Genomic DNA, 13,263 nt, shown 5'->3' with positions numbered 1-13,263 from the left:
TTTATTTTTTATCTTTGAACCTTATCAAACAGAAATCAAGTTTTTACGATATGAAATTAAAATCCACCGTGGTCGCTGTCGCTGCAACTTCACTGTTAAATGCACAACAGGTCATGACCCCAGAAAAATTATGGACACTCAATAAGTTTTCGGTTTCGGCAGTAGCTCCGGATCACTCTTCACTCATCTATCAAGTGGGTACGGTCGATCTAAAAACCGAAAAAACAAAAAAGAAAAATTATTTACTTGGCTTAAAGGATAACGCCACAAAATCTTTTGATTTGGGCAAAAAATCCCTGATCCAATGGGACAAAAACGGAATCTATGCATTGGAAGATGGTAAAATTTATATTTCTAAAGATGGCGGAACTTCGTGGACCGAATTTTATACCATTGGTGAAGTCGATAACATTATCATATCTCCGGATGCTAAAAAAATAGCATTCAGTAAAGCCGTGTTGGTGGAAGATGTGATGGGAACCAACAAATACAAAGACCTCCCTAAAAATACTGCTCAGGTCTATCACGACCTTAACATCCGCCATTGGGATACTTGGAACAAAGGAGAATACAGCCATGTATTTGTAGTCAATACCGACCAAGCTGTAGAAACGGCAAAAGATCTTTTGGCTGGAGAAAAATTCGATTGCCCACAAAAACCTCACGGCGGAAGCGAAGACTTTGTTTGGAGCCCAGACTCTTCTCAATTGTTGTATGTAACCAAGAAAAAATCCGGTGCCGAGTACGCTCAGAGTACCAACACCGACATCTATGTTTACTCCCTTTCTAATGGTAAAACTGAAAATATTTCTGAAGGAATGATGGGCTATGATGTTAATCCTAAATTCTCTCCGGACGGAAAATCTTTACTTTGGCAAAGCATGGCTCACGATGGATACGAGTCGGATAAAAATGATATTATCCTGATGGATTGGAAGTCCAAAACCAAAAAAAACCTGACCAAAAATTGGAACGAAACCGTAAGTGGAGAAACTTTTTGGAGCAACGATTCCAAGATGGTTTATTATAACGCCGCTATCCGAGGTACCGTTCAGCTATTTTCTTTAAATCCTAAAAATTCGGAGATTAAACAAATCACAAACGGCCAGTTTGATGTGGCTGGAATAATTGGACAAAATCAAAACAATTTACTCATCACCAGAACGGACATTAACCACAGTCCGGATCTTTTTTCGGTTTCTTTAAAAGACGGATCCATGGTACAGGTTACCGACATCAACAAGGAAAATTATGCACAAATTACTCCAGGAAAATCCGAACTGAAAATGGTGAAAACTTCGGACGGAAAAGAAATGGGAGTATGGTTTCATTACCCTCCGAACTTTGATCCGAACAAAAAATATCCGGCTTTGTTGTACTGTCAGGGCGGTCCACAATCGGCACTTTCACAATTTTTCTCCATTCGATGGAATTTTGCACTCATGGCAGCCAACGATTATATCGTAGTTGCACCCAACCGTAGAGGGATGCCGGGTTGGGGAGTAGAGTGGAATGCCGCCATTTCCAAAGATTGGGGAGGACAACCGATGAAAGATTATCTTTCCGCAGCCGATTTTGCAAAAACCTTACCCTATGTTGATGGGGACAGAATGGGTGTTGTAGGTGCCAGTTATGGCGGGTACAGCGTTTATATGTTGGCCGGAATTCATGAAAATCGTTTCAAAACTTTTATTGCCCACAACGGATTGTTTGATATGAAATCCTGGTATGGAACGACGGAAGAATTGTTTTTTGCCAATTGGGATCTGGGTGGCAGCTATTGGAAGAAGCCTCAGCCTAAGGCGTACACCGAATTTAATCCGTCCAATTTTGTAGATAAATGGAACAAACCGATGATGATCATCCAAGGAGGGATTGATTTCCGTGTGCCGTATGAACAAGGACAACAGGCATTCCAAGCAGCTCGATTGAGAGGTCTTAATGCTAAGTTTTTGTATTTCCCGAACGAAAACCATTGGGTATTGCACCCACAAAACGGTCTGGTTTGGCAAAGGGAATTTTTCGAATGGTTGAAAGAAACTCTTTAACGAAAAATTCAAAAAAGTCATCTCAGTTGGGATGACTTTTTTGTTTGTTATTTATCTAAAAATAAAACCAGAAATAACCATAATAATCAATCTTACAATGGTGTAAAGGATTATTAACCAAATGATAAAGTTTAAAATAACAGAATATTTATCATTTAAAAATTTATTGAAAAAGACATGGGTGTATCCAACGAGTTTCATGAAAATATCAGTCTTTTCTTCTTCAATATTATCTTCGTACTGTATGAGTGTATTTATAATTTTTTCTGTTTGCAGGATGTATCTTTCGTAGTAATAATAAAGCCAAATTTTACAGCTTAAGTAAAGAGCAATACTTCCTGTGAAAAGAATTATCAAAAACATAATCATGAAAGGATTGAAATTACTAGGGTTTAGTACATTATTATTCTGAAATATAATAACAATCTCCCCAAAAAGTATGGGTAAAAATGAAATATAATAACTCTTATACAAAACGATATTGTTATTTAAATCATATTTAAGTTCCATAAGATGATGGTAGGTTTTTAAGTTTTTCTCTGATATTTTTTTGTAGAGTCTATAGAACTGTAAATAGTAATACGATATTAAAACTAAAGAAACAACAAGAAGAACCAAAGAATAAAAAAGAGTAATGGGATTGTCAATTTTTTCTACGAAAAAAAATATCAAAAAAGGTATGATAAAAAGAAGGGAATAAAATTCCATTTTCATATTTGTTTTCACTTTGTCCAATGGAGAAAACAATCTGGTTTTTTGCTCTAAATTTATTTCAGGTTCGTTTTCTTGGGGTGTTTCTTTCCAAATATTTTTAAGAGTATCGATGTCCATAATGTAATTATTTTGAAATTAATTCTTTTAGTTTTTGTTTTGCTCTGTTTAGTTTTACCCTCGCATTCACTTCGCTTATTCCCATATTTTCAGCAATTTCTTTTCCCGAATAATCTTCTAGGTAATAAAATATGATGGCTTTTTCTATTGGGTTAAGTTCGTGTATGGCTTTGTACATTTTAGATATTTGTTCTTCTTTTTGGTCGGTTGAAAAATCTATTGGATGCCTTAGATTTTCTAATTCTTCAATCGGACTGATAAACGGTGTTCTTTTTTCCTTTTTTAAAGAAATTATTGCCGTATTAAGTGCTATTCTATACATCCAGGTCGAAAATTGACTTTTTCTTTCGAAACTTGGATAAGCCTTCCAAATCTGCAGTACAATTTCTTGGAAAAGATCTTCTTGATCTTCCCGATAATCCATATACATTTTAGAAATTTTGAAAAGAATACCTTTGTGCTTTTCTATTTTTATTAAAAATCTTGTTCTACTTTTTTCAATTTGAAAATTTACTTTTTAAAGGTTAGTTATGAAAAGTCAATAATGTTACAATTATTTGCTAAAAACATCAGATTTCTTATATTCTTTCTCAAATCCATTTTATCTTTTAGAATTTCGCCTAATAATTAATAAGAAAAACACAAATTTTATGAAATTATATAAATTCAAATTTGTATAAGCTATAATTTTTGATGAAAATTAATTAATTATTTTTATCGAATCAAAAGAAAATTCATTAATAATTATTCTTTTCCCGAACAAGTTTGAATATTCGGAAAATACACAATCCATAGGTTATAAAAAAATAATAATTAGTATTTTTGTAGCATATCCAATTTGTTATGCAAACAACTTACATAGAAACTCAACAAATCTCATTTCAAGATTTTAAAGAACAAATTTTAGCAGACTACCGATTGGGGAGAATCTCTCGTGAGATGTCTCTTTTGGGCAGAAGAGAAGTATTAACAGGTAAAGCCAAATTCGGTATTTTTGGCGATGGTAAAGAATTGCCTCAATTGGCATTGTCCAAAGTGTTCCGAAATGGTGACTGGAGATCCGGTTACTACAGAGACCAAACCATTGCTTTGGCGATCGGTGCATTGACTGTTGAGAGTTTTTATGCACAGTTGTATGCCGATACCTCTGCAGAAAGAGAACCTGCATCTGCAGGTAGACAGATGAACGGTCACTATGCCACCAGAACTTTGAACGAAGACGGAAGCTGGAAAAATCTAGCTCAAATAAAAAATATTTCATCCGATATTTCCCCAACAGCAGGGCAAATGCCAAGATTGTTAGGTCTTGCTCAGGCTTCTAAAGTTTTTAAAGAAGTAGCGTTTGAGGGTAAAGAAAATTTCACCAACAACGGTAACGAAATTGCTTTCGGAACCATTGGCGATGCTTCTTCTGCTGAAGGTCATTTTTGGGAAACATTAAATGCAGCTTGTGCCTTACAAGTCCCGATGATCGTTTCTATCTGGGACGATGGTTACGGAATTTCCGTACCTACAAAAAACCAAAGAGCAAAAGCAGATATAGCAGAAATGCTTTCCGGTTTCCAAAGAAAAGACGGCGAAAACCAAGGCTGCGAAATTATACAAGTAAAAGCTTGGGATTACGCTGCTCTGCTAGAAGCGTATGCCAAAGCCGAACATTTTGCAAGAACAGAATCTGTGCCTGTTGTGGTGCATGTGATAGAGGTTACCCAACCTCAAGGACATTCTACTTCCGGTTCTCACGAAAGATACAAATCTGCTGAAAGATTGCAGTGGGAAGCCGATTTTGACGGTTTGGTGAAATTCAAAGAGTGGATTCTGAATTATTCTGTGGAAATTGAAGGCAAAGAAGAAGTTTTGGCCACTGCAGAAGAATTGGATGCCATAGAAAACGAAGCTAAAAAAACAGTAAAAGACGGTCAGAAGAAAGCTTGGGACAGTTATCAATCGACCATTACCGAACTTAAAAATAAAATTCTTCCTTTGGTGGAAGCGTTGGCTCCCCAAAACTCTGAAGTAAGTGAAGAATTAAACAATTTCAAAAAAATCATTTCTGTAGGGAAAAGAGATGTTTTTTCTTTAGCAAGAAAATCGTTGCTGCTAACAAGAGCCAACAAAACTGCAGAGAGAAACGCCTTGCAATTGGCACTACAAGAAGTATTCGCAATTGAAGAAGACAATTATTCTTCACATCTTTATTCTCAATCTCAATGGAAATCTTCCGAAGTGAAAATGGTAGATCCCATCTATTCAGAAAATTCCGAAGAGGTCGATGGTAGAGTAGTCATCAGAAATAATTTTGATAAAATTTTTGAAAAATATCCACAAACTCTCATTTTTGGTGAAGATGCCGGAAATATTGGCGATGTAAACCAAGGATTGGAAGGAATGCAAGAAAAGTACGGAGAAACTCGTGTTGTTGATACCGGAATCCGTGAGGCAACCATCCTTGGACAAGGTATTGGTATGGCAATGAGAGGGTTGAGACCCATCGCCGAAATCCAATATTTAGATTATATTTTATACTGTTTGCAAGGGATGAGTGACGATTTGGCAACCGTACATTACAGAACCAAAGGCGGCCAAAAAGCTCCATTGATCATCAGAACCAGAGGTCATCGCTTGGAAGGTATTTGGCATTCGGGATCACCAATGGCAGGGATTATCAACCTTTCCAAAGGGATTTTGGTATTGGTACCAAGAAACTTGACCAAAGCTGCCGGTTTCTACAACACCATGTTGCAAAGTGATGAACCGGCTCTAATTGTTGAATGCTTGAACGGGTACCGTCTAAAAGAAAAACAACCGGATAACATTGGAGAATTTACCGTACCTGTGGGTAAAATTGAAGTAACCAAAGAAGGAAAAGATGTGACTTTGGTAACCTACGGATCGACTTGGAGAATAGTTACCGAAGCTGCCAACGAATTAGAAAAAATCGGCATTTCTGCAGAAGTAATTGATATTCAATCATTAATCCCATTCGATTTATCCAACGAAATTGCTGAAAGTGTGAAGAAAACCAATAGATTGGTTGTGATAGATGAAGATGTAGAAGGAGGTACTTCGGCATTTATTATGCAACAAATTTTGGAAAAACAAAAAGCTTTCCGTTACTTGGACAGCGATCCTATAACCATGTCTGCAAAAAATCACAGACCTGCCTATGCTAGTGATGGTGACTATTTCAGTAAGCCTTCTGCAGATGATATTGTAGAAAAGGTGTATGAAATGTTGTACGAAACCAACCCTACAAAATTTCCTAAAATTTAATTTATTTAAATAATCAATTCCAAAAGGCTGCTTGGTACTCCAACAGCCTTTTGATTTTAAAATAGTCAAATAAAAAGAAATGAAAATATTAATGGTGTGCCTAGGAAATATTTGTAGAAGTCCTTTGGCAGAAGGAATAATGAAAACCAAAGTTCCTCAAGATTTTTTTGTAGATTCGGCCGGGACCATTGCTTTGCATAAAGGAGAGCATCCCGACGAACGATCCATAGAAGTTGCCAAGCAACACCATGTCGACATCAGCAAACAAAAATCAAGACTTGTGACAACGGCAGATTTGGATCAATTCAATTTCATTTTTTGTATGGACAAAAGCAACCTGAACGATGTATTGTCTTTGGCAAAAACCAAAAAAAAAAAACAAAATATCTTTGATTATGCCCGATGGATCCAATGTTCCGGATCCGTATTATGGAGGCATACAAGGTTTTGAAAATGTTTTTAGAATGTTGGATGAAGCCTGTACACAAAGAGCCGAAGAAATATTATCTTTTTAACTCTTATCCCAATTTTTAATTATGCTATTTCTAATACCCGCCTATTTATCAGACGAAACCTCAATTGAACATTTTGCTCCAGTAATTAAAGAGTACATCCTAAAAACGGATTATTTTTTTGTGGAAAACGAAAAAACAGCAAGAAAAGTAGTGAAGTTTTTTTGTCCTGAAAAAAAACAAAGCGAATTGAAATTGTTTTTATTGGACAAATATTCTGAAACCGCAGATTTAAAAGAAGCTCAGCACCTGATGAAACAAGGTCAAGATTTTGGACTTTTATCCGAAGCGGGACTTCCTTGCATTGCCGATCCTGGAAATATTATGGTAAGCTGGTGCCATGAAAACGACATAAAAGTGATCCCCATCAACGGACCTAGTTCAATCATCTTAGCACTGATAGCCAGTGGTTTCAACGGGCAAGAGTTTTCTTTCAACGGCTATCTTCCTATCGATCAATCGGCCAGGAAACAGAAAATTCAGTTTTTGGAATCTCAAGTTCAAAAATCAGGATATTCACAAATTTTTATGGAAACTCCGTACCGAAATAATCAATTAATAGAATCTTTGATTAAATTTTTGAATCCACAGACCAAACTCTGCATTGCATCCAACATCAACCACCCAACAGAAGAAAAAATTAGGACTCTGAAAATTGCTGAATGGCAAAAAATAAAACCCGATTTTCATAAAATCCCAACGGTATTTGTTTTGGGTCGGTAATTAGAGCCCGCTAAAACTTTATTTTTAAAACTCAAAATTCATCTAAATATCTTTACAAAAAATCGAAATTTAAACAGTTTCTTAAAAAATAAGCCAAAAAAATACTCCTTTATGTATTTTATATATTCATAAAGGAGTATAGAGGTTTAACAAATATATTTTGGACTTCAAAATTACATCATATTATTAAAATTTTCTTAAAATACTCATTCAATTTCTCAATTGAGGTAGATTGATTTATGGAATAATTCTATCCAAAACCCATTCAATCATATTTTTTTCAGATTGATGGTGGTCTGCAGAAAACTCGCCTCTTCGTCTGTTGGCGATAACACAGTTTACGGTAATGGCTTTATGGCCTAATAATTTGGCCAAGCCATAGATGGCAGAAGTTTCCATTTCGAAATTGGAAACTCCAAGGTCATTCAGGGTTTCTAGGAATTGATCGTCCAAAGCTTTTAGTCGTAGTTGTCGACCTTGAGGTGCATAAAAACCCGGAAAAGTTGCGGTGTTTCCGTGGTAATTGGCATCTTTGTAATAATCGGAAATTTCTTCTGCCCAATCGGAAAAATAAAGCATGGGTTTTATTTTCTCGTAAGGAAATTTAGACAAAAAATTCTTAGAAAATTCATTCTCAAATTGATAATCTTGATAAAAGTGGAGTAGTCCGTCCAGTCCAACCACATTTTGTGTCACCAACATATTGTCCACCTCGATATCCGGATTTACGCTTCCACAAGTACCCATACGGAAAAGTTGAAGAGATTTCTTCTCCGTTTTGAATTCTTTATTTTTCAAGTCAATATTGACCAACGCATCCAACTCGTTCATCACGATATCGATGTTTTCAGTACCGATACCTGTGGACATTACGGTTATTCTTTCGCCTCTTAAAATTCCGGTGTGGGTATAAAATTCTCTTTTATTTTTTTTAATTTCAACGACATCAAAATATTTAGAAACTCGAGGGACACGATCCGGATCGCCCACCAGCATAATTTTTTCGCCGATGTCTTCTGGCAAAAGATTTAAGTGATATACACTGCCATCGTCATTCAATACCAATTCGGATGCTGCTAATTTTTGTATCATATTGTTTTTTTTTGTTAAAAGGACAACAAATTTAGTCTAAATTTTAAGAATTAAGCAATATTTCAGACCTTTTTGAAAAGTAGAGTCAAGATTGGTATCAATCACATTACTTTGACCTGTTTTATGAAAAATTCATATTAAAATTTAAAATTATTGACATTAAATTTATTAATTCTCTTACTTTTGTTCGTCCAAATCCAGGTTTATGAAGAAAATATATCTTTCAATTTGTTTATTTCCGTCTTTATTATGGTCGCAAATCCCGGCAGGATACTACAACGGTACAGCCGGTCTGACAGGTTTTCAGCTGAAGACGAAAGTTCATGAAATCATCTCTAAAAATTACAATTGGCATTACGGAGATTTACCCAATTATTACGGCGTAACCGACTTGGACAAATATTATGAAAATGACAACAGTATTTTGGACATCTATTCGGAAAAGCCATCCGGTACAGACGCATACAGTTATACCACAAGTAATATGATTGGAACTGCAAGTGCCGAGGGACAAGGCTATAACCGAGAACACATGATGCCACAAAGTACCTTCTTTTCGGAATATCCAATGTATTCGGATTTATTTTTTGTGGTTCCTACAGATGCCAGAATCAATCAGTTGAGAAGCAATTATCCGTACGGGATTTCTACAACAACTCCGTCCAATGTGTATTATACTTTTACCAACGGATCCAAAATTGGTAAAAATTCGGACACATCGTATTACACCGGCAGGGTGTATGAGCCGATTGACGAGTTCAAAGGCGATGTAGCCCGTGCCATGCTGTATTTTGCCGTTCGATACGAAGGTAAATTATCGTCCTTTAATTTTTTTCCAGGATCCACCAATGCCAACGATACCAACCCCTTGAGTGGGACAGAAGAAAAAGCTTTTGATGCTTGGTACTTGAATCTGATGCTTCAATGGCACAATCAAGATCCGGTTTCTACACGAGAAATTGACCGAAACAACTTGGTGTACGGTATACAAAAGAATAGAAATCCATTTATCGATCATCCAGATTGGGTCAATCTAATTTGGAGCCAAACTCCCAGTACAATTGCTCCATCTGCACCTCAAAATGTTGTGGCTTCTAATGTCAACTCTCATTTTATAGAGCTGAACTGGTCCCATACTTCACCAAGCGAAGCTATAGGATACAAAATTTTTGTTAACGGAAATTTCCACGGATACACCCACGATACCCATTATTTTGTAGATCATCTTCAGCCTTCAACAGCGTATTCTATAACCGTGAAAGCGTATAACAATTCTTATTTAGAATCTACAGAAGCATTGGTAAATGCCAATACAACGGCTTCGGATGCATTTGCAAAAGACCTTAGAATCACCAAATACATAGAAGGTACAACAAGCTCTACGAATTCAGTCTTCAACAACGCCATAGAAATTACCAATCAGACCGGACACGAAGTTAATTTGGACGGATACAAATTGAATATTCAGAATTACAATTCGACGACAGCAACATATTATTTTTCTAATGCTTTTCAGTTAGAAGGTAAAATTGCCCAAGGAGAATCCTTTGTAGTCATCAATCCTTATTCTAATTTGACATGTTATACTTTAGATCAAGCTAAATTTGTGACTGCATCTACACCACTTACTTTTACAGGTTCACAATATCTGGAATTGGCTTATAAAGGCAGTCCGATAGATGCAGTGGGCACTAAGAGCAGCTACAATACCAATAACAATGTTTCTTTATACAGGAAGTCAACTATACTACAACCTAACATCAATTTTGATTTGAATGAATGGCAAGCTTATCCCATGAACTATTGCGAAAACCTTGGAACTCTATCGTCTGAAGAAATAAAAACAAAGCAGCAAACAGAATATACTTTATATCCAAATCCTGTAACTGAAGGTTTATTGCATGTGAAAGGTGAAGAACTTTCTAAAATAAAAACGGTGAAAATATTTGATGCACATTTAGGTTTGGTAAAAGAAATCTCACAGCCTTTCCAACAGAACAACCAATTGGAGGTAAATGATTTGAAAACAGGACTGTATTGGTTATTGATAGAAGGGAAAGCGATAAAGTTTATCAAAAAATAGAATACGAATCATTCTCTAAACCTTAAAATTGTTAAAATATTAATTGAAAAAAGCATTAGAATAAAACTTTTAATTATTAGTTATTTTCCTTATTTTTGCATCATGATTAACATCCAAATTGGATATCGTATCAAAAAAGGATCAACATTCCATTGTTGGATTTTAAATTGTCTGAAACCTCATATTTCAGAAAGTTTGACAACAGATAAATTGTTTGAGCATAAAAAAGTAAATCACATGAAAAAAACGGAGGTTTTTCTCATAAATAATGCAAAAGATTTCAAATGGATCGTGGAAGAAATTTTCATGATGGTTAAATACAACACAGGGGATTTTGCCCTAAAACAACTGCACCGGAATTGTATAAATTCCGGTCTTGTTATTTAAAATAGAATATAAAAATCAATAAAAAGTAAAAATGGAAAAAGGACAAATGCTCTACGAAGGGAAAGCGAAACAAGTTTTCGAAACCAACAATCCCCACGAAGTTATCGTACGATACAAAGACGATGCTACGGCCTTTAATGCACAAAAAAAAGGTCAGGTTGACAAAAAAGGAGAGTTGAACAACGCCATCTCTACCCTTATTTTCGAGTATCTTCAGGAGAAAGAAATCCCAACGCATTTTATCAAGCAACTTGATGAAAGAGAGCAATTGGTAAAAAAAGTAGATATTATCCCTTTAGAAATGGTGGTAAGAAATTATTCTGCAGGTTCTATGGCTCAGAGATTGGGTGTTGAAGAAGGTATAAAATCTCCAGTAACCATTTTTGATATTTGTTATAAAAAAGACGAATTAGGAGATCCATTAATCAACGATCACCACGCTGTTTTCTTGGGAGCTGCCACTTATGAAGAGTTGGATGAAATGTATGAATTGACCGATGTCATCAACGAGATCCTTATCGATCTTTTTGATAAAATGAACATCATCTTGGTTGATTTTAAAATTGAATTAGGAAAAACCCACGACGGAGAAATTGTACTGGCCGACGAAATCTCTCCAGATACTTGCAGACTTTGGGACAAAGATACCATGAAGAAATTGGACAAAGACCGTTTCAGAAGAGATCTAGGCGAAGTTACAGAAGCGTATGAAGAAATTTATAACCGTTTGAAAAAAGTATTGAACAAATAATTTCTTGTAAAATTACCCAATGAAAGATTTAGATCAGCATAGAGAAGATTATTTAAATCAATATAAAAATCGTCCATACGGAAGAAACCTTCTTAGAAATCAAGAAGACGAACGATTGGACGCTCCTAATGAAGAATGTGGTATTTTCGGATTGTATTCCGAAGATAATTTGGATACCTTTTCCTTATCCCAATTCGGATTGTTTGCCCTGCAACACCGTGGACAAGAGGCTTGTGGTATCTCTGTTGCCAATAACGGAAAGATATACAATGTAAAAGACGAAGGATTGGTTTTGGATGTTTTCAAAGAAATCAAAGATCCTGAAACTTTTATGGGAAATACCGTAATTGGACACACCCGTTACAGTACGGCTGGAGATAAAAAGAAATACAATTTTCAACCGTTTTTTGCCAAAAACGAATACGACCAAATGGTGCTGTCCATAGCTCACAACGGCAACCTAACCAATGCTAAAAAACTAAAAGCAGAGCTGGAAGCAGAAGGCGTTGTATTCCGTGCAACTTCTGACTCTGAGGTTATACTAAGACTTATCCAGAAAAATTTGGACCTAGGACTTAGAGGCGCCATAAAAGCCACCATGGAAAAAATTGAAGGTGCGTATTCTGTTGTTGGAATTACACGAAATAAATTTTTTGCCTTTAGGGATTTCCACGGAATTCGACCTTTGGTGTTAGGAGCTATCGACGAGAAAACCTTTGTTGCGGCTTCTGAAAGCTGCGCCTTGGATGCAGTGGGTGCCCAGTATGTTAGAGACATCCTTCCGGGTGAGATTGTATACACCAGCGATAACGAAAAAGGCTTGAAATCCTACATGGTAAAAGACGATTGCAAAAGAAAAATTTGCTCTTTCGAGTACATTTATTTTGCAAGACCCGACTCGACCATGGAGAATATTAATGTACACGAGATCCGAGAAAAATCGGGTGAGAAAATCTGGGAACAAGCTCCTGTAAAAGCCGATATGGTTATTGGAGTTCCAGATTCTGGAGTCCCTGCAGCCATTGGATATTCCAAAGCTTCCGGCATTCCTTTCAGACCGGTTTTGATCAAAAACAGATACATCGGTAGAAGTTTTATCGTTCCTACTCAAGAAATGAGAGAGAGAATTGTAAACTTAAAACTAAATCCTATTGCTTCTGAAATAAAAGGCAAAAGTATTGTTATCATCGACGATTCTATCGTTCGAGGAACCACTTCTAAACGATTGGTGAAAATAATGAAAGAGGCAGGTGCTAAAGAAATTCACTTCAGAAGTGTTTCTCCACCTGTAATTGCTCCTTGTTATTTGGGGATAGACACACCTAATAAAGAGGATCTTATTGCTGCAAACATGACCAAAGAAGAACTTAGAGACTATTTGGATGTAGATTCTTTGGAGTTTTTGAGCGTGGAAAATCTCATTAAAATTTTAGGCTCTAGCGATCACTGTTTTGGATGTTTTACTGAAAAATATCCAGTGCCTAAAGGCGATGAATAATTGAAATTGTCTTAATTAATAATAAAAGTGTGATAAAGCGAAAGATTTATCACACTTTTTTATAT

The 13,263-nt window shown here is 35.9% G+C and carries 9 protein-coding genes and 1 pseudogene; 7 read left to right on the top strand and 3 right to left on the bottom strand.

Annotated elements, in window-relative coordinates; translation table 11 throughout:
- Positions 1-50: 50 nt before the first annotated feature.
- On the top strand, positions 51-2,048 hold the full coding sequence (locus H9Q20_RS00495; RefSeq protein ID WP_187478044.1) for a S9 family peptidase: 1,998 nt from the start codon (positions 51-53) through the stop codon (positions 2,046-2,048).
- Positions 2,049-2,099: 51 nt separating this feature from the next.
- Here H9Q20_RS00495 and H9Q20_RS00490 read toward each other — a convergent pair whose 3' ends face one another.
- Positions 2,100-2,879: a hypothetical protein gene (locus H9Q20_RS00490; RefSeq protein WP_124642546.1), complete on the bottom strand. Its 780-nt coding sequence runs from the start codon at positions 2,877-2,879 to the stop codon at positions 2,100-2,102.
- A 7-nt stretch (positions 2,880-2,886) separates the two neighbouring features.
- Positions 2,887-3,309, bottom strand: coding sequence for an RNA polymerase sigma factor (locus H9Q20_RS00485; RefSeq protein ID WP_222933881.1), 423 nt, complete (start codon positions 3,307-3,309; stop codon positions 2,887-2,889).
- 413 nt (positions 3,310-3,722) lie between these two features.
- Here H9Q20_RS00485 and H9Q20_RS00480 point away from each other — a divergent pair, with 413 nt between their 5' ends.
- The 3 genes and pseudogenes from H9Q20_RS00480 to H9Q20_RS00470 all read left to right on the top strand — a co-directional run bounded on the left by H9Q20_RS00480 (position 3,723) and on the right by H9Q20_RS00470 (position 7,387).
- The gene (locus tag H9Q20_RS00480) at positions 3,723-6,152 is read left to right on the top strand and encodes a thiamine pyrophosphate-dependent enzyme (protein WP_187478043.1); all 2,430 of its coding nucleotides are present in this window, start codon (positions 3,723-3,725) and stop codon (positions 6,150-6,152) included.
- Between the two features lie 79 nt (positions 6,153-6,231).
- Positions 6,232-6,667, top strand: a pseudogene (locus tag H9Q20_RS00475) (low molecular weight protein-tyrosine-phosphatase).
- 21 nt (positions 6,668-6,688) lie between these two features.
- The gene (locus H9Q20_RS00470) at positions 6,689-7,387 is read left to right on the top strand and encodes an SAM-dependent methyltransferase (protein WP_124642555.1); all 699 of its coding nucleotides are present in this window, start codon (positions 6,689-6,691) and stop codon (positions 7,385-7,387) included.
- A 237-nt stretch (positions 7,388-7,624) separates the two neighbouring features.
- Here H9Q20_RS00470 and H9Q20_RS00465 read toward each other — a convergent pair whose 3' ends face one another.
- Positions 7,625-8,479 (bottom strand): nucleoside phosphorylase, encoded by an 855-nt coding sequence (locus H9Q20_RS00465; protein ID WP_187478042.1) that lies wholly within the window; start codon positions 8,477-8,479, stop codon positions 7,625-7,627.
- 205 nt (positions 8,480-8,684) lie between these two features.
- Here H9Q20_RS00465 and H9Q20_RS00460 point away from each other — a divergent pair, with 205 nt between their 5' ends.
- The 3 genes from H9Q20_RS00460 to purF all read left to right on the top strand — a co-directional run bounded on the left by H9Q20_RS00460 (position 8,685) and on the right by purF (position 13,198).
- Positions 8,685-10,562 (top strand): endonuclease, encoded by a 1,878-nt coding sequence (locus H9Q20_RS00460; RefSeq protein WP_187478041.1) that lies wholly within the window; start codon positions 8,685-8,687, stop codon positions 10,560-10,562.
- A 418-nt stretch (positions 10,563-10,980) separates the two neighbouring features.
- Positions 10,981-11,700: a phosphoribosylaminoimidazolesuccinocarboxamide synthase gene (purC, locus tag H9Q20_RS00450; protein WP_164472034.1), complete on the top strand. Its 720-nt coding sequence runs from the start codon at positions 10,981-10,983 to the stop codon at positions 11,698-11,700.
- Positions 11,701-11,719: 19 nt separating this feature from the next.
- Positions 11,720-13,198, top strand: coding sequence for an amidophosphoribosyltransferase (purF, locus tag H9Q20_RS00445; RefSeq protein ID WP_187478039.1), 1,479 nt, complete (start codon positions 11,720-11,722; stop codon positions 13,196-13,198).
- The last annotated feature ends 65 nt before the right edge of the window (positions 13,199-13,263 follow it).

It is taken from the genome of Amniculibacterium sp. G2-70 (assembly GCF_014353055.1).
GTDB classification, from domain to species: domain Bacteria; phylum Bacteroidota; class Bacteroidia; order Flavobacteriales; family Weeksellaceae; genus Amniculibacterium; species Amniculibacterium aquaticum.
The sequence above is the reverse complement of the archived record's forward strand: the minus strand, read 5'-3'. Positions and strand labels throughout refer to the sequence as shown.